General features: G+C 73.3%; 19 protein-coding genes. 11 read left to right on the top strand and 8 right to left on the bottom strand.

Features of this window, described 5'->3' with window-relative positions:
* Positions 1-142: 142 nt before the first annotated feature.
* Positions 143-1,012 carry a PAC2 family protein gene (locus tag Ade02nite_RS18830; RefSeq protein WP_203764894.1) on the bottom strand — a complete coding sequence of 290 codons (870 nt, stop codon included), beginning with the start codon at positions 1,010-1,012 and terminating at the stop codon, positions 143-145.
* Positions 1,013-1,519: 507 nt separating this feature from the next.
* Complete coding sequence (gene hpt / locus Ade02nite_RS18835) at positions 1,520-2,095, bottom strand: hypoxanthine phosphoribosyltransferase (protein WP_239168870.1); 576 nt, start codon at positions 2,093-2,095, stop codon at positions 1,520-1,522.
* A 97-nt stretch (positions 2,096-2,192) separates the two neighbouring features.
* Here hpt and Ade02nite_RS18840 point away from each other — a divergent pair, with 97 nt between their 5' ends.
* Positions 2,193-2,960 carry a CDP-alcohol phosphatidyltransferase family protein gene (locus Ade02nite_RS18840; RefSeq protein ID WP_203764897.1) on the top strand — a complete coding sequence of 256 codons (768 nt, stop codon included), beginning with the start codon at positions 2,193-2,195 and terminating at the stop codon, positions 2,958-2,960.
* On the opposite strand, the gene Ade02nite_RS18845 is transcribed toward Ade02nite_RS18840, so the two are convergent.
* Entirely contained in the window at positions 2,923-3,342 is a 420-nt protein-coding gene (locus Ade02nite_RS18845; protein WP_203764900.1) for a GNAT family N-acetyltransferase, read from the bottom strand. The two genes, Ade02nite_RS18840 and Ade02nite_RS18845, sit on opposite strands and share 38 nt — an antisense overlap.
* A 64-nt stretch (positions 3,343-3,406) precedes the next feature.
* On the opposite strand from Ade02nite_RS18845, the gene Ade02nite_RS18850 reads away from it, so the two are divergent.
* The 4 genes from Ade02nite_RS18850 to Ade02nite_RS18865 are packed head-to-tail and all read left to right on the top strand — an operon-like array spanning position 3,407 to position 6,290.
* Entirely contained in the window at positions 3,407-3,958 is a 552-nt protein-coding gene (locus tag Ade02nite_RS18850) for a hypothetical protein (RefSeq protein WP_203764903.1), read from the top strand.
* A gap of 16 nt (positions 3,959-3,974) precedes the next feature.
* Positions 3,975-4,811: a helix-turn-helix domain-containing protein gene (locus Ade02nite_RS18855; RefSeq protein ID WP_203764906.1), complete on the top strand. Its 837-nt coding sequence runs from the start codon at positions 3,975-3,977 to the stop codon at positions 4,809-4,811.
* A 9-nt stretch (positions 4,812-4,820) separates the two neighbouring features.
* Positions 4,821-5,540, top strand: a complete 720-nt coding sequence (locus Ade02nite_RS18860; protein WP_203764909.1) for an SDR family oxidoreductase — start codon at positions 4,821-4,823, stop codon at positions 5,538-5,540.
* A gap of 18 nt (positions 5,541-5,558) precedes the next feature.
* Complete coding sequence (locus Ade02nite_RS18865) at positions 5,559-6,290, top strand: hypothetical protein (protein ID WP_203764912.1); 732 nt, start codon at positions 5,559-5,561, stop codon at positions 6,288-6,290.
* A 101-nt stretch (positions 6,291-6,391) separates the two neighbouring features.
* Here the strand turns inward: Ade02nite_RS18865 and Ade02nite_RS18870 are convergent, their stop codons facing one another.
* Positions 6,392-6,667: a YggT family protein gene (locus tag Ade02nite_RS18870; RefSeq protein WP_239168871.1), complete on the bottom strand. Its 276-nt coding sequence runs from the start codon at positions 6,665-6,667 to the stop codon at positions 6,392-6,394.
* A 107-nt stretch (positions 6,668-6,774) separates the two neighbouring features.
* Here Ade02nite_RS18870 and Ade02nite_RS18875 point away from each other — a divergent pair, with 107 nt between their 5' ends.
* A complete protein-coding gene (locus Ade02nite_RS18875) occupies positions 6,775-7,557 on the top strand; it encodes a class I SAM-dependent methyltransferase (RefSeq protein ID WP_203764915.1) in 783 nt (260 codons plus the stop codon).
* Here the strand turns inward: Ade02nite_RS18875 and Ade02nite_RS18880 are convergent.
* Both Ade02nite_RS18880 and Ade02nite_RS18885 read right to left on the bottom strand, forming a co-directional pair.
* Positions 7,520-8,260, bottom strand: coding sequence for a YqjF family protein (locus tag Ade02nite_RS18880; RefSeq protein WP_203764917.1), 741 nt, complete (start codon positions 8,258-8,260; stop codon positions 7,520-7,522). The genes Ade02nite_RS18875 and Ade02nite_RS18880 overlap by 38 nt on opposite strands.
* Complete coding sequence (locus Ade02nite_RS18885) at positions 8,250-9,215, bottom strand: aldo/keto reductase (RefSeq protein WP_203764920.1); 966 nt, start codon at positions 9,213-9,215, stop codon at positions 8,250-8,252. The genes Ade02nite_RS18880 and Ade02nite_RS18885 overlap by 11 nt, the downstream gene beginning before the upstream one ends.
* Positions 9,216-9,299: 84 nt before the next feature.
* Here Ade02nite_RS18885 and Ade02nite_RS18890 point away from each other — a divergent pair, with 84 nt between their 5' ends.
* On the top strand, positions 9,300-10,019 hold the full coding sequence (locus Ade02nite_RS18890; RefSeq protein ID WP_275409925.1) for an HAD family hydrolase: 720 nt from the start codon (positions 9,300-9,302) through the stop codon (positions 10,017-10,019).
* Here Ade02nite_RS18890 and Ade02nite_RS18895 read toward each other — a convergent pair.
* Together Ade02nite_RS18895 and Ade02nite_RS18900 are read right to left on the bottom strand one after the other, a co-directional pair.
* A complete protein-coding gene (locus Ade02nite_RS18895; RefSeq protein ID WP_203764923.1) occupies positions 9,988-12,516 on the bottom strand; it encodes an ABC transporter permease in 2,529 nt (842 codons plus the stop codon). The two genes, Ade02nite_RS18890 and Ade02nite_RS18895, sit on opposite strands and share 32 nt — an antisense overlap.
* Positions 12,516-13,256 (bottom strand): ABC transporter ATP-binding protein, encoded by a 741-nt coding sequence (locus tag Ade02nite_RS18900; RefSeq protein WP_203764926.1) that lies wholly within the window; start codon positions 13,254-13,256, stop codon positions 12,516-12,518. The genes Ade02nite_RS18895 and Ade02nite_RS18900 overlap by 1 nt, the downstream gene beginning before the upstream one ends.
* A 247-nt stretch (positions 13,257-13,503) precedes the next feature.
* On the opposite strand from Ade02nite_RS18900, the gene Ade02nite_RS18905 reads away from it, so the two are divergent.
* The 4 genes from Ade02nite_RS18905 to Ade02nite_RS18920 all read left to right on the top strand — a co-directional run bounded on the left by Ade02nite_RS18905 (position 13,504) and on the right by Ade02nite_RS18920 (position 16,249).
* Positions 13,504-13,989, top strand: coding sequence for a toxin-antitoxin system HicB family antitoxin (locus Ade02nite_RS18905; protein ID WP_203764944.1), 486 nt, complete (start codon positions 13,504-13,506; stop codon positions 13,987-13,989).
* 23 nt (positions 13,990-14,012) lie between these two features.
* Positions 14,013-15,248 (top strand): DUF4097 family beta strand repeat-containing protein, encoded by a 1,236-nt coding sequence (locus tag Ade02nite_RS18910; protein WP_203764948.1) that lies wholly within the window; start codon positions 14,013-14,015, stop codon positions 15,246-15,248.
* Positions 15,248-15,397 (top strand): hypothetical protein, encoded by a 150-nt coding sequence (locus Ade02nite_RS18915; protein ID WP_203764958.1) that lies wholly within the window; start codon positions 15,248-15,250, stop codon positions 15,395-15,397. Before Ade02nite_RS18910 ends, Ade02nite_RS18915 begins: the two co-directional genes overlap by 1 nt.
* Positions 15,398-15,634: 237 nt before the next feature.
* Positions 15,635-16,249 (top strand): sigma-70 family RNA polymerase sigma factor, encoded by a 615-nt coding sequence (locus Ade02nite_RS18920; protein ID WP_203764960.1) that lies wholly within the window; start codon positions 15,635-15,637, stop codon positions 16,247-16,249.
* The last annotated feature ends 77 nt before the right edge of the window (positions 16,250-16,326 follow it).

The raw sequence follows: 16,326 nt of genomic DNA on the forward strand, positions 1-16,326 counted from the left end.
TGAGAGGGCCGCCGTCACACTGCGCTGCTGAGGGGGCGCTGTCGCACGGCGCTACTGAGAGGGCCGCCGTCACACGGGCGTGGTGCGGGGCGGAAAGGGAACCGCCCGGCCGCCTCGCGGAGAGGGGCCGGGCGGGGTGGTTCTACCAGGAGCCGGCGGTGGGGCCGGCGGAGCCGCCGCGGCGGCGGAGGTATTTCTCGAACTCGCTGGCGATCTCGTCGCCGGTCAGGGGCTGGATGCCCTCGTCGCCGACGCGCTCCTCCAGTTCGCGGACGTATTCGCCGAGCTCGGCGTCCTGTTCGGCGGCGGCTCGGACGCGCTTTTCCCACTCGTCGGCCTCCTCGGCGAGGTCGGCCATGGGCACGGGCAGGTCGAGCACGTCCTCGAGGCGGCTGAGCAGGGCCAGCGTGGCCTTGGGGCACGGCGGGTTGTTGGCGTAGTGCGGCACGTGCACCCAGAACGACAGGGCGTCGAGCTCGGCGCGGCCGGCCGCCTCCTGAAGGACGCCGACGATGCCGGTGGGGCCGTCGTACCGGGTGGGGACCACCTTGTACTTCTCGGCGGCGCTCTTGTCGGTGGCGGAGCCGCTGATCGGCAGGGGCCTCGTGTAGGGCACGTCGGCGAGGAGGGCGCCCAGCAGGACGATGCGGTTGACCTCGAGGCTGTGGCACACCTCGAGGATCTGCTCGCAGAACGTGCGCCAGCGCATGCTCGGCTCGATGCCGCGGATCAGCACGACGTCGCGGTCGCTGCCGGGCGGGCTGGCCACGGTGAAGCGTGTCGTCGGCCACTCGATCTTGCGGGTCTCGCCGTCGGACATGGTGACGGTGGGCCGGCTGACCTGGAAGTCGTAGAAGTCCTCCGGGTCGATGGTGGTGATCTCGCGGGCCTGCCACACCTGCTCGAGGTGTTCCACGGCCGCGGTCGATGCGTCCGCAGCATCGTTCCAGCCCTCGAAGGCAGCGATAGCCACGGGGGAGCGGAGCAGCGGAAGGCCGTCGAACTCAGTCATGCGCAAAGCCTACTTGCGGCCACGGCGCAGCACCCGTCGGCCGCGCCGCGCTCCGCCCCACACGGGCCGCCGCCATTTCGCCTTACAAACCCAAAATCCACTTATTTGGTACGCGCTCCGCGCCGGACTGCAGCGTCGCGCTGACGGGGTGGGGCGGGGTGGCTTCCGCGCGGGCCCGGAGGGGTGGGGGCGCCTCCGGTGCCGACGGTAGGAGGTGCAGGCCCGAAGGCGGCAGGGCTTCACGGGGTGGCGGCGGGGTGCCTCCGGCGGCGGCAGGAGGCGTGGGCACGGGAGGGCGGGGCTCGGGCGGAGCGGGCGGCGGCAGGAGGCGTGGGCACGGGAGGGCGAGGCTCGGGCGGAGCGGAACGGGGCGAGGCGGTCGCGGCTCTGGGGGTGGGCGAGGTGAAGCGGTGAGCCGCTGGACATGCGTCGTGGTGGGCTTGCGGGGCGCGGGGGTGGACGGCGTGGTGGTGCGGGGTGATGGACAGGCGAGCCGATGGCCCCGGGTCAGGCGGTCTTGCGTACGGCCGGCTCCTGGATGTGGGGAGCCAGGACAGCGGCGCAGCGGAGGTTGCGGTAGTGGCCGTTGTGGTCGAGGCCGTAACCGACGATCAGGCCGGGGCCGATGTCGAAGCCCACGTAGGTGGGGGTGTCGGCGAAGCGGGCGGTCTCGGGCTTGCGGAGCAGGGCGCAGACGGCGATGGATCGGGGGGCCCGCTGGGCGAGGTTGGCGATGAGCCAGGACATGGTCAGGCCGGTGTCGATGACGCCGTCGACGATGACCACGTCGCGGTCGGTGATGTCGACGTCGAGGTCCTTGAGGAGGCGGACGGAGCCCGAGGCGCGGTTGCGGGTGCTGTACGACTTGACGGCCATCCAGCCGACCTCGACCTGGGCGGGGTAGGCGCGGGCCAGGTCGACGGTGAACGTGGCGGCGCCGCCGAGGACGCCGACGAGGACGGGCACGGTGGTGGGGTAGTGGTCGTGGAGCTCGGCGGCCAGGGCGGCGACGCGGGCGAGGATCTGCTCCTCGGTCAGAATCACCGCTTCGAGGTCGTCGGCGACGTGGATGGCCTCCACCATGGATCCTCTCGTGGATTTAACGATCTTTGTCTTCCCGCGTTCGTTCACGTTCTAGTAAGGTCCGCGAAGTTCGCAATTCACCTCGATGGGCGGCGGCATGACGCTTTACACGCTGGACGAGATCCGGGCGCGCACCTACAAGCCCAAGGATGCGTGGTGGACCGTGTTGCTGGTCGACCCGCTCGCCGCGCGGCTGGTGCGCCTCGTCGCGCCGTTCCGGTCTGTGACGCCCAATCGGCTCACCGTCCTCGCCTTCGTGGTGGGCGTCGGCTCCGCCCTGTGCTTCTGGCGGGCGAGCTATCCATGGCTGCTCGCCGGCGCGCTGCTGTTCCACCTCAGCTTTGTCCTGGATTGCATGGACGGCAAGATCGCGCGGTTGCGGGACGAGTCGTCGCCGTTCGGGTCGTGGCTCGACTACGTGCTCGACCGGCTGCGGGTGCTGGCGTGCACGGTGGCGCTGTTCGGCGGGCAATACCAGGCGACGCACGACTTCGCGTACGTGTGGCTGGCCGGTCTGGTGATCTTCCTGGACATGTTCCGTTACCTGAACGCGCTGCAGATGGGCAAGGTCCGCGCCGAGATCGGGCTGCCGGAGCCGGACGCGGCGGTCGACGCCCCGGCCGGCGCCACCGTCGCGCCGTCGTGGTGGAAATACCGCAACCTGCTCGTGGGCCGGCGGATCCGGCCGCACCTGTTCAGCGGCATCGAGTTCATGATGTTCGTCTTCATCGTCGGCCCGCTCGTGCATCAGATCGTCGCGGTGACGCTGCTGTCGGCGCTGCTGATGGGGGCGTTCGAGCTGCTGCTGATCTACCGGCTCTACCGGTTCACCCAAGCACATCGTCCATCACTGTCACCTCTGTGAGCGCGGTGAATCCGCTGGTGGCGTAGAGGTCGAGGGCCCGGGTGTTGGCGGTCTCGGTCTGCAGGGAGAGCCGGTGCGCGCCGTTCGCCCGGGCCTGTTCCTCGACGGTGGCGAGCAGCGCCCGCGCGAGTCCGCGCCGCCGCGCCGCCGGGCGCACGTACAGATCCCTGATGAGCCACACGGTGCGCAGGGTGAGCGCCGCCGGCACCACCGCGACCGTGCAGACGCCGTCCGCGTCGCCGGCCAGCCACACCTTGAGCCTGCCGGACTCGGCCTGCTCGTGCAGCCAGGCCGCGACCGCCTCCGGCGCCGGGTTGGCCCCGTAGTGCTGCCGGTATTCGTCGAGCACCCGCGCCGCGCCGTCGAGGTCCGTTCCTGACACCCGCCTCACGTCCACCCCTCCATAATCACCCTCTATAACGCGAAAAATCGGTCATAATTCGAGCGTGGCGCACATCGACCAAGTGCTCGGACCGGACGACGACACGCTGACGTTCTTCCAGCCCAGAGCCATGGTGTTCGTCACGATGCTCTGGGTCGTCGCGGCCGTCTGGGTCAGCGCGCTGGTCCTGTTCGTGCTGCTGCGGCTCGCGCTCGGCGACCCGCCGTCGGCCGGCGACCTCGTGGTCTACCTGGAGCTGGCGCTGATCGTCCCGGTGGTCGCCGCGGCCCTGATCATGCTGCTGGTGTGGCGCCGCCTGGGCCGGCTGCACACGTCCATGCGCGGGCTCGACTTCGCCGCCACCGGCCGCCGTCTCGTGCACCTGCCGTGGGCCGGCGTCGACACCGTGGCGCTGCGCTATCGCGGCCCGTTCACCGAGCTGATCGTCGTGCCGCGAGACGGCGACTTCGTGGAGGTGCTCGACGGCCCCGGCCGGCCGCCGCGCACCCGCCGGCGGCAGGGCCGCACGGCGTACCTGGTCGATGTGGGCTTGATGTCGCCCGGCCCGGAGGTGCTGCTGGCGGAGCTGCACCGGCGCATCCCGGCGAAGGTGTGAGATAGCGTTACCGGGCATGACGGCGCAGGTGCACTCGGTGCCGGTGGACGTGCCGGCGGCGCCCTGCGAGGTCGCGGTGGGCCGGGCTCATCCGCGGCTGCGCGGGCTCGTGCTGGGCTACTCCGGCTTCCGGTCGGGCATCCGGGCCCCGATCGCGCATCGGCTGCTCGCGCTCTCGTACACGACAGTGATCGTCGATTTCGACTCGCCCTGCGGGCTGGTGACCGGGCCGCGGGCGGGTGCGACCACGCACGGCGACACCGCATGGGGCCATGGCGTGTCGGTGGGGCTCACGCCGGACGGTGTGGCGGCGCTGTTCGGCCTGCCGATGAGTGAGCTGACCGGGGCGACGGTGCCGCTGTCCCGCCTGCTGGGGCCGCGCGCCACCGAGTTGCCGGGCCGGCTCGCCGCCGAACCGAGCTGGCGGGCTCGCTACGGCCTGCTCGACGCCGTGCTGGCCGAGTCGTTGCGCGCCGCCGGGACCGGCCCGGCGCCGGTCGTGGCCGAGGCGTGGCGGCGTCTCCAGCGTCCGGGGCCGGTGCGGGTCGGGGAGCTGGCGGAGGAGCTGGGCACGACCCGGCGACGGCTGGAACGGGGGTTCCGCGCGCACATCGGGCTCGCGCCCAAGGCGGTCGCGCGGATCGCCCGGTTCCAGCGGGCCGCCGCTCAGGTCGGCCTCGGCGTGCCGCTGAGCGCGGCGGCGGCCGGCAACGGCTACGCGGACCAGCCGCATCTGACGCGGGAGATCCGCGCGCTCGCCGGGGTGACCCCGGTGCAGTTGCGCGCCCTGTTCCGGCACGAGCCGCTGCCGGGTGCGCATTCGTTCAAGACGGGGGTACGAGCGCCCGCCTAGCGTGCGGGCATGACGCTGACGGGGAAGACGGCTCTGGTGACCGGCGGCTCGCGGGGAATCGGACGGGCGATCGTGGAGCGGCTCGCCGCGGACGGCGCCCGGGTGGTGTTCACGTACCGGCGGGACCGCGACGCCGCCCGCGAGGTGACCGCGCGCGTGCCGGGAACCGTGGCGGTGCGCGCCGATCAGGAGGACACGGCCAATGTGGCGGCGATGTTCGAGCCCGTCCGCGACGGGCTGGACATCCTGGTGAACAACGCGGCGATCGTGTCGGCGATGCCGATCGAGAAGCTCGGCGAGGACGACATCGACCGGGCGTTCACGGTGAACGTGAAGTTTCCGCTGCTGGCGATCCGCGAGGCGATCCCGCTGCTGCGCGACGAGGGCCGCATCGTCAACATCTCGACGCTGAACACGGTGGTCGCGGGGCCGGGGCTCGCGCTCTACTGCGCCTCCAAGGGCGCGCTGGAGCAGATCACCGCGGTGGCCGCCAAGGAGCTGGGCGCGCGCGGCATCACGGTCAACACGGTCTCGCCGGGAGCCACCGACACCGACCTGCTGCGCGGCGAGAACCCCGCGGAGGTGCTGGACCAGATGGTCACGCTGACCGCGCTGCGCCGCCTCGGCCAGCCCGGCGACGTGGCGGCCGTGGTCGCGTTCCTCGCCTCACCCGACGGGCGCTGGGTGACCGGGCAGAACATCCGTGCCACCGGGGGCCTGTTCGTCTGATCCCTCTACGCTGCCCCGGTGCGCATCGTGACCCGTGCCGATCATCCGGAGCTCCAGGACGAGGCCGCGGCGGTGTTCCGGGAACGCTGGCCCGAGTTCATCTTCCACGACGAGGTCCCCAAGAAGTACCTGGGACGCGTCGAGGAGCACTTCGGCCACTTCGACGTGATGGCCCTCGGCGACGACGGCGCGGTGCTGGCCGGCGGCTGGGGTGTGCCGCTGGCCTGGGACGGCACCGTCGCGGACCTGCCGAGCGGATACGACGACGCGCTCGTGCGGGCGGTCGAGGGCCACGAGGCCGGGCGCGAGGCGACGACGCTGAGCTTCATGGCGGCCGCGGTCGGCGCCGCGCACGACAAGCGCGGGCTGGCGACCGCGGTGCTCGGGGAGCTGACCCGCCGGGCGTACGGGAAAGGCCTCTCGCACGTGATCGCCCCGCTGCGCCCCACGGGGAAGCACCGCTACCCGACCGTGCCGATGGCCGAGTACGCGACGTGGACGCGCGCCGACGGCCTCTCCATCGACCCGTGGATCCGCACCCATCAGCGCATGGGCGCCCGCGTCCTCGGCCCGGCGCCGTCGTCCATGGTGATCGAGGGCACCGTCGCGGAGTGGGAGAGCTGGACGGGCATGGTCTTTCCCGTCACGGACGACTACGTGGTGCCGGACGCGCTCAACACGGTGCACATCGACGTCGAGCGCGACCGCGGCGTCTACGTCGAGGAGAACCTCTGGGTGCGGCACGCGTGACGCGCGTCCGGCGTGCGGCCGCGCCCGGTGACGGGGGTGGGGCGGCCGCACGCCGGAGCGGGCGGTCCCGGGCCGGGGCCCGGGGCCGGAGGGGGACGGGCTCAGAGGAAGGAGCGGAGCAGCACGATCGCGAAGAAGACGATGATGAAGGCCAGGTCGATCGACATGCCGCCGGCGCGGATCGGCGGGATGACGCGGCGCACGGGCGCCAGGATCGGCTCGGTCAGGGCGAAGACGCCGCTGGTCAGCCGCGAGCGCAGGCCGCCGGGCGCCGACGGGCCGGCGAGGACGACGCTCCAGTCGAGCACCGCCCGGGCCACGAGCAGCAGCTGCATCAGCAGGAGCACCAGGCTCACGATGGCGAGGACAGCACCCACGGGGAACCTCCAGTAACCGGATGGGTTGGTGTCCCCACTGTGCGTCGGAAAACTGTGGGTTCGCTGTGCGCCCCCTGAGACCCTCCGGCCCGCTAGGTTGATCATCCATGGGTGAGCGTGAACGGCGCACGGTCTTCGGCGAGGCCGCGGACGAGTACCACCGGGTGCGCCCGGGATATCCGCGCCGGCTGGCGGACGACCTCCTGCGGACGGCGGCGCCGGGGCCGGTGCTGGAGGTCGGCGCGGGCACCGGCAAGGCGACCGAGCTGTTCGCACGGCCGGGCGTCGAGGTCACCTGCGTGGAACCGGACGCGCGCATGGCCGGCGTGCTGCGGCGCACCGTCGCGGGCGTCACCGTCGTGGAGTCACCGTTCGAGGACTGGCGGCCGGACAGGCCGTACGAGCTGCTCTACAGCGCGCAGGCCTGGCACTGGGTGGACCCGGGGCGGCGCGCCGACCTGGCGTGGGCGGCGCTGGCCCCGGGTGGTGTCTTCGCGCCGTTCTGGAATCTCTTCCTGGTCGCCGATCCGGCCCTGCACGCGGCGCTCGCCGAGGTGGATCGCGGGCACGGCCTCGACGAGGAGACCCCGCACCGATTCCTCGCGGCGGACGGGTCCATGCTCGGCGAGTTCCGCAGCGAGCTGCCGGCGACGGGCATCACCGACGAGCGTTTCACCGGCCTGGAGACCCGCCGCTACGAGAGGCGCCTGAGCTACGACGCCCGCCGCTACCGCGACTACCTCGGCACGATCTCGATGTACCGCATCCTCGACCCGGACCACGCGCGGGCGGCCCTGGACGACACGACGGCCGTCGTCGAGGCGCACGGCGGCGGCATCGAGTTTCAGGTCTTCACCGACGTCGCGATCGCCCGGAAGGCTCGGGTCTGACCGCGGCCGTGGGGCCGAAGACGGCGGGGACGCCGGGGGAGTAGAGCACGCTGACGGGCGGGCCCTGCGGGGCGGGCAGGCCGGCGGCCGGGAGCAGGCCGTCGGAGAGCGACACCAGCGAGGCGTGGTGCAGGGGCCAGGGCGGGTGCTCGTTCGACAGGTGGAGGGTGCGGCCCCAGGCGCGGGTGTGCAGGCCCCAGCGGGCGGTGAGGAAGAGCTCCAGCGGCGACGGGGTGGTCACCGGCGGGCCGACGCGGACCGTCATGGTGCTCGCGGGGCGGCCCCGCGGGCGGCGGCGGGTCGCGTAGGTCACGGTGTCGTGGTCGCGGGTCAGGCGCATGCGGGACCACTCGTACGGCAGGCGCAGCGCGGCCCGGGCGACCAGGACCGGCACCAGGCGCGACGCCTCCATGGACCGGAAGACGACGCCGCGGCGGCCCTGAGCGTCCACACTGTAGAGACGCACGTTGGTCTCCAGGAACCGGCCCAGGTACGGGATCCGGGGATGCTGGAGCCGGAAGCCGATGAGGCCCGCGTAGCTGACCCCGTCGAGCGCGTCGGGGACCGTGCCGGCCGGCAGCAGCGGCGCGACCGCGGCCGGGTCGACCGGCCAGTGCAGGAACGTCACCTCGGTCCAGCGCTGCGCGAGCAGGCCACGCCGCAGCGGGCGCGGCGTGGCCGGGGTGACGGGCTCAGCGGCCAATCTCGGTCATGTTCGCGTAGCGGTCGCCGGCGGGCGGCCGGATCGCCGTCAGCCGGGCCAGCTGCTCCCCGCTGAGGGCGAGGGCGTCGGCGGCCGCGTTCTCCTCGAGGCGGGTGACGCGCTTGGTGCCGGGGATCGGGGCGATGAAGTCGCCCTGGGCGAGCACCCAGGCGAGCGCCACCTGAGCCGGGGTCGCCGACGCCTCGCGGGCCACCGCCTCGACCTCGTCGACGATGCGCAGGTTGGCCTGGAAGTTGTCGCCGGAGAAACGGGGGGTGCTCAGCCGGAAGTCGTCGGCGTCGAGCTGGCCGGTGGTGCGGATCGTGCCGGTGAGGAAGCCGCGGCCCAGCGGGGAGTAGGGCACCAGGCCGATGCCGAGCTCGCGCAGCGTGGGAACGACCTCGGCCTCGATGTCGCGCGACCACAGCGAGTATTCGGACTGCACGGCCGTCACCGGGTGGACCGCGTGGGCGCGCCGGATCGTCGCCGCGGACGCCTCGGACAGCCCGATGTGCCGGATCGTGCCGGCGGTGACCAGGTCGGCCAGGACGCCGACGACGTCCTCGATCGGCACGGCCGGGTCGACGCGGTGCTGGTAGTACAGGTCGATGTGGTCGACGCCCAGCCGGCGCAGGGACCCCTGAACCGCGGCGCGGATGTTGTCGGGGTGGCTGTCCGGCCGGCCCCGGCCGAAGTGCGACACGAGCCCGAACTTGGTGGCCAGCTGCACCTCGTCGCGGCGGCCCGCGATGGCCCGGCCGACCAGCTCCTCGTTGGTGTAGGGGCCGTAGACCTCGGCGGTGTCGAGGAAGGTCACCCCGAGGTCGAGGGCGCGGCGGATGGTGCGGACGGATTCGGCCTCGTCGGAGTCGCGGCCCGTGTAGTAGGCCGACATGCCCATGCAGCCGAGGCCGAGCCGGGACACGTCGAGCCCGGCCAGCGAAACGCGCTTCATGCGGGCGACGCTACGCCCGGCCGCGGAACGCGTCACAGTGAGGGACGTTACCCGCGCGTGCCCCCTGAGGGCCGGGGAGAATGGGTGGCGGATCCGGCACACAGATGGGGGCTCATCCTGAACGCGCGACGACCGGCAGCGGTGCTCTTCGACATGGACGGCACGCTGGTGGACAGCGAAAAGGTGTGGGAGATCGCGCTGCACGAGCTGGCCGCGCGCGCCGGCGGGACCCTGTCCCCCGAGGCGCGGCACGCGATGATCGGCAGCAGCATGGCGAACAGCATGCGGATCCTGCGCGAGGACCTCGGCCAGCCCGACCGCCCGGAGGCGCCCGACGTCGAGTGGCTGACCGGCCGCGTCTTCGAGCTCTTCGGCGAGGGCCTGGTCTGGCGGCCCGGGGCGATGGAGCTGCTGCAGGCCGTACGCCTCGCCGGCCTGCCCACGGCGCTGGTGACCTCGACCGGGCGCCGCCTCGTCGAGGTGGCCCTCAAGACGCTCGGCGCCGAGAACTTCGACGTGGTCGTCGTGGGCGACGAGGTCACCATGCCCAAGCCCGACCCGGAGCCCTACCGCACCGCCGCCGCGCTGCTCGGCGTGCCGATCGAGGAGTGCGTCGCGATCGAGGACTCGCCGACCGGCGTGGCCAGCGCGCTCGCCTCGGGGGCGGCCGTGCTGGCCGTGCCGGCCGAGCTGGAGCTGCCGCCCACCGACGGGGTCCACCTGCGCACCTCGCTGGTGGGGGTGGACCCCGACTATCTGGCGAACCTGCTCGTCACTCGTGGGCTATTGCAGCCAGAACGTTGAGCCGGGCCGCGCGGATCGACGGCAGCACCGCGGCGAGCACCCCGACCAGGGCGGCCAGGCCCAGGTAGAGGCCCATGCGGTCCCACGGCAGCACCAGGTCGGTGATGCCCTCGCCGTCGAGGGCGCGCACCACGGCGGTGCCCAGCCCGGCGCCGACCACGACACCGAGCAGCGCGCCGAACACCGAGATCACCACCGATTCGACGGTGACCATGCGCATCGTCTGCGCCCGGCCCAGGCCGACCGCCCGGAGCAACCCCAGCTCACGCGTACGTTCGAGCACGCTCAGCGCCAGGGTGTTGACCACGCCCAGCACCGCGATGAGGATCGCGAGCCCGAGCAGCACCTGCACCATCGTGATGACCGTGTCGAAGTCGCCGCTCTGCTGCTCGATGAAGGCGCTGCGGTCGGTGGCGTTGACCTCCGGGCTGTCCGCGACAAGCCGCTTGACCTCGGGCAGCACCTGGCCGACGCTGACGCCGTCGTCGAGCCGGACGTAGCCGAAGATCGGCTGGGTGATCCCGAACTCCTTGGTGGCGGCCGCCGGGAGCAGATAGCTGCCGGGCATCCGGTCCTCGTCGTACGTGGCCGCGATCGAGTATCTGTGCAGCTCGCCTCGGGGCAGCTGCACCTCGTGGACGCTGCCGACGGTCCAGCCGCGCTCCTGGAGCACCTCGGAGCTGACGGCCATCTGGTCGCCGCGCAGCGTGGTCAGGCCCGGGGTGCCGTAGGCGTCGGCGAGCTTGGCCAGGTCGTCGGTGGCGTTGACGTACGTCCGCTCGCCGTCGATGACGGCCTGGTCGTTCCACACGCCCGCGACCGTGCGCACCCCGGTGAGCTGGCGCGCCCTCGTCAGCACGCCCTCGTCGAACGACGGCGGCCGCGGCCCGGTCTGCTCGCCGGAGACGACGATCTGCGCCTTGATGGTGTCCTCGGCCTGCGCCGCGAGGCTCGACTTCGCCGAGTCCATCACCACGGTGACGCCGGTGACCAGCGCGATGCCGACCATGAGGGCGGCCGCCGTGATCGCCGTGCGCCGCGGGTTGCGGCCGGAGTTGAGCCGGCCCAGCCGCCCGGGCACCGACCACGAGAAGAGCCGGCCCAGCAGCGCCACCACCGGCTTGGAGATCAGCGGGGTGAGCAGCGCGACGCCGACGAAGGTCACCAGCACCCCGGCCAGGATCAGCGTCAGCGAGCCGGCGCCGTAGAGGCCCACGCCGAGCAGCGCCGCGCCGGCCGCGCCGACGAGCGCGCCGGCCACGGTCACCTTGGTCAGCGGCCGGTCGGGCGTGGCGACGTCCTGCATCGCCGCGACCGGGGCGATGCGCGACGCGCGGATCGCGGGCAGCACCGCGGCGACCACCGTCACCACCACGCCGACGATCAGCGCGCTGAGCACCGCCGCGACCGGCACGCCCACCGAGGCCGGCTCCAGGCCGCCGCTCATCGTGCCGAACAGGTAGACCAGCAGCGCGCCGACGCCGATGCCCGCGGCGAGGCCGAGCACCGCGGCGATCAGCCCGATCGCGACGGCCTCGGTGAGCACCGAGTTGATCACCTGGCGGCGGCTCGCGCCGAGCGCCCGCATCAGCGCGAGCTCCTTGGTCCGCTGCGCCACGATGATCGAGAACGTGTTGAGGATGAGGAAGACGCCCACGAACAGCGCCACCCCGGCGAAGCCGAGCAGGATGTTGTTGAAGAAGCTCAGCGCCTCCTTGAAGCTCGCCGAGCTCTCCTCGGCCAGCTGCGTGCCGGTCTTGACGTCGTACGCGCCGCCGAGCTCCGTGGCGATGCGGTCCCGTACCGCCTCGGGGGTCTGCCCGTCGGCGACCCGGACCGTCACCTGGGTGAACACGCCGGTCTGGCCGAGCATGGAGCGCTGTGCCACCGGGGTGGTGAAGGCGACTTCCTGCACGCCGCCGAGCGAGTCGCGATCGTCGGTGTAGCCCCAGATGCCGACCAGGGTGAACGTTTGCTTCGGCAGCTGGGTCAGCACGGCCACCTTGTCGCCGACCTTGATGCCGGCGGCCTTGGCGACCTCGGCGTTGACCGCGATCTCGGTGTCGGCGGTGGGGCCGCGTCCCTCGCGCATCCGCATGATGGCGTCGAGGCCGGTCCAGTTCGCGCCGATGCGCGGCGGCCCGAAGCTCGTCACCACCTTGCCGTCCGAGCCGATCACGCGGGCGCCGTCGGTGGCCACCACGCCGATCGCCTCCTTGACGCCGTCGGTCTTGGCCACGGTGGACACCACCGACGCGGGCAGCGGCGTCTCGAACTGCTCGCCCTCCACCTCGGTGACCGAGACCTTGGGCTTGGCGGTGACCGCCACGTCGGTGGTGGCGTAGCCCTCGGCGAACAGGTTGTCGAAGGTGCGCCCGAGCGTGTCGGTGGTGACGAACGCGCCCGAGACGAACATGACGCCGAGCACCACGGCCAGGCCGGAGAGCACCAGCCGCAGCTTGCGGGCGAGCAGGCTCTTCAGCGTCGCGCGCAGCATCAGACCAGCACCTCCCCGGACTTCATCGCCTCGAGCACCGTCTCGGGGGTCGGCTCGTCCAGCTCGGCGACGATCTCGCCGTCGGCCAGGAAGACCACCCGGTCGGTGTAGCTCGCGGCGACGGGGTCGTGGGTGACCATGACGATGGTCTGCCCGTGCTCACGCACGCTGGCGCGCAGGAACGACAGGATCTCGGCGCCGGACTTGGAGTCGAGGTTGCCGGTCGGCTCGTCCGCGAAGATCACGTCGGGGCGGCTGACCAGCGCCCGCGCGCAGGCGACCCGCTGCTGCTGGCCGCCGGAGAGCTGACTGGGCCGATGCCCGAGCCGGTCCTTGAGCCCCACCGTCTCGATGACCGTGTCCCACCAGCCCGGGTCGGGCTTGCGGCCGGCGATGTCCATGGGCAGCCGGATGTTCTCGGCCGCGGTCAGCGTCGGCAGCAGGTTGAACTGCTGGAAGATGAAGCCGACCCGGTCGCGGCGCAGCCTCGTCAGCGCCTTGTCGCCGAGCCCGGTGACCTCGGTGCCGCCGATGTGCACCGTGCCCCGGGTGACCGTGTCGAGCCCGGCGAGGCAGTGCATCAGCGTCGACTTACCGCTGCCGGACGGGCCCATGATGGCCGTGAACTTGCCGCTGGCGAAACCCGCGCTCACCCCGCGCAGGGCGACCACGCGCGCCTCCGCGGAGCCGTACACCTTCCACACCTCGTCGGCTCGCGCCGCGACCGGCGTCGCACTCATCTCGTCCCGCCCCCTGGTCAGTGCGGTGCCGCCCCCGTCGGCCGGCCCGCTTCGATTGGTCCGGCCGGGGCCTGTCCCCGGCCGGCCGACTCAGTCTTTCGGCGCGCCGGGGCGGAAACGTCACCCCAGCGGCGTATCGCGACGCGGAGATTCCGGTCCGGGGATTCCGGAGGTGACATCAGGGTGGAACCCTGAGATGTCACTGATGACGCTTGACTGACGTCACTCGTGACGTCATAGTGGTGGCATGGATCTGACGCCGTACCTCGAGACGCTCCGGGCGGACCTGGCCGCGGCCGCCGCGCCGGGCGGTCCCGAGACCACCCGTGCGGCCGAGATGCTCGGCCACTCCCTCGAGCCGTCCGCCCGGCTGGCGCTGCTCGAGGCGCTCTCCGACGCGGCCGCCGAGATCACCACCCGGCTGCGCGACGCCAGCGTCGAGGTGCGGCTGCGCGGCCGCGACGCCGACCTGGTGGTCACCCAGCACGCCCCGGAGCCGCCGGCCGGCCCCACGCCGGCGGCGCCGCCGGCCGACGGCGGTGACCTCACCCGGCTCACCCTGCGCATGCCGGAGAGCCTCAAGACCCACGTCGAGCAGATGGCCGCCGCCGAGGGGATCTCGGTCAACGCCTGGCTGGTGCGGGCGGTCACGGCCGCCGCGCACGGCCCCGCCGCCCCGTCCGCCCCGCCGCGCCGGTCGTCCCAGCGGATCACCGGATATTTCCAGGCCTGACCTCCCCTCTTCAGGAGACGCAGATGTACGAGTTCGAGCACCCCACCCCGGTGGTCGTGGCCCTGCGCGCCCTCGACGGCACGGTCGAGGCGACCGCCGAGTCGCGCGACTCGGTGCAGGTCGACGTCGAGCCCTACAACGACAAGGGCCGCGCGGCCGCCGACCGCACCCGGGTCGTCCTCGAGGGCGACAAGCTGCTCATCGAGCCGCCCGGCAATGACAACCCGTGGCGGCTGCGCCGGTCACCGAAGCTGCGCATCACCGTGCGTGTCCCGCTCGGCAGCGCCCTGACCGGCCGCAGCGCCGCGGCCGACGTGCGCGCCGAGGGCGCCTGGTCGGCCGTCGAGCTCACCGTCGCCTCCGCCGACGTCGCGCTCGCCGAGGTCACCGGCGACGTCAAGCTCGACGCGGCCAGCGGCGACCTCAGCGTCGGCCGCGTCGGCGGCTCGCTCAAGGCCGAGGCGGCCTCCGGCGACCTGCGCATCGGTGACGTCACCGGTGACGTCAGTGTCAAGACCGCGAGCGGCGACATCCGCGTCGGAGACGTCGGAGGATCGATCCGCGCGTCCGCGGCGAGCGGCGACGTCGACATCGCGCGCCTGCGCGACGGCACCGGCGACGTCCGCACCGCGTCGGGTGACGTCAAAATCGGCATCGCGCCCGGCACCCGCGTCTGGCTCGACCTGAGCAGCGCCTCGGGCCGGTCCACCAGCGACCTCACCCCCGAAGCGGGCACGACGCCGCTGCCGGCGCCCGGCCTCGGCCCGTTCGTCAACCTCGACGCCGTGCCCGGCATCGACGCGGTGCCCGGGCTGCGGGCCATGCTCGAGAGCGTCCCGGGCGTCGGCGTGCCCGTGCCCTTGCCCGACCGGGACTGGGACCCGTTCGGCGGGCGGTCCGGCCACCCGTTCTCCGGGCCGTCCGGCCACCCGTTCCCTGGGCCGTCCGCGCGGCCGGGGCCGCCGTTCCCGCCGCCGCCCGCCGCCCCGCCGGCACCGCCCACCTCGGCACCGCCCGCCCCGCCCACCTCGGCACCGCCGGCGGCTTCGCCCTCCGCGCCGGCCTCACCGTCGCCGGCCTTTCCGGCGGCTTCGCCCTCCGCGTCGGCTTCGCCGTCGCCGGCCTTTCCGGCGGCCGAGCCGGTGCCGGACGACGAGGTCCCGCCCGCCGCCGCCCCCGGCTCGATCGAGCTGCGGGTCCGCACGGCCAGCGGCGACATCCACATCCACCGCGCCACCACCGAGAGGAAGGCAGCCTGATGCTCCCCGACAACCGTTTCGGCATCGAGACCACCGCCCGCGGCGTGCGCCGCCGCCTGACCGCCGGCCGCAACGGCCGCGCCGCCCGCTTCGCCCCGCCGGAGTGGCCCGTGAGCCGAGGCCCCACCCCCAACCCGCGCCGCGCCTGAGCGGCCCGCCTCCGAACGCCCCGGGCCCACGCTCGGGGCGTTCGCGCGTGGTGGCCCCGCCACGCGACCACGGGCCCGGCCACGTGCCGCCAAGGGCTCGACGGGCCGCCGGGCCGGGTGATGGTGGGCGCACGGTCCGTCCCGCCGATCACGCGGGGCCGCGACGCGGCCTCGTCTTGCTTCCCCGTGATCGCCAGGCCGGGCCTGGCCGGAGGCGTGGCGACGGGAGGCGGGACCGTGACGACGAACTTGGCGGAGTTCTCCGCGGCACGGCCGCGGCTGCACGCGGTCGCCCTGCGGGTCCTCGGTGACGCCGGCGACGCCGAGGACGTGGTGCAGGAGACGTGGCTGCGCTGGGAGCGGGCGGACCGCTCGGACGTGCGCAGCCCCCGGGCGTTCCTCGCGGTCACCGCCCGGCGGCTCGCGATCAACGCCGTGCTCTCCGCCCACCGGCGCCAGGAGACCCCGGCCGGGCCCTGGCTGCCGGACACCGCCGATCGCGGCGCGGGCGCGGACACGCTGGCCGAGCGGGGCGACGCCGTAGACGCCGCGCTCCGACTGCTGCTGGAACGGCTGACGCCGGCCGAACGCGCGACGTACCTGCTGCGCACGGCCTTCGACTACCCGTACCGGCGCATCGCGGACGTGACCCGGCTGAGCGCCGCCAACTGCCGGCAGCTGGCCCGGCGCGCTCACCTCGCGCTGGCCGCCGGGCGATGCCGGCCGGTCGACGCCGCCGCCCATCGGCGCCTGGTGCGCGCCTTCCTCGGCGCCGCGCGCGGCGGTGACCTGCGCCACCTTGAGCGTCTGCTCGCGGCGGATTTGCCCCAGATATCGGCACGGCTCCGGTGATCGGCGCGTTCCTGCTGGTGGGAGGTCCTATCGCGAGCTGACCAACGGCTCTAGCCTCGGACGCGGGGGTTGCAGCC

This window comes from Paractinoplanes deccanensis, from assembly GCF_016862115.1.
Classification (GTDB): Bacteria; Actinomycetota; Actinomycetes; order Mycobacteriales; family Micromonosporaceae; genus Actinoplanes; species Actinoplanes deccanensis.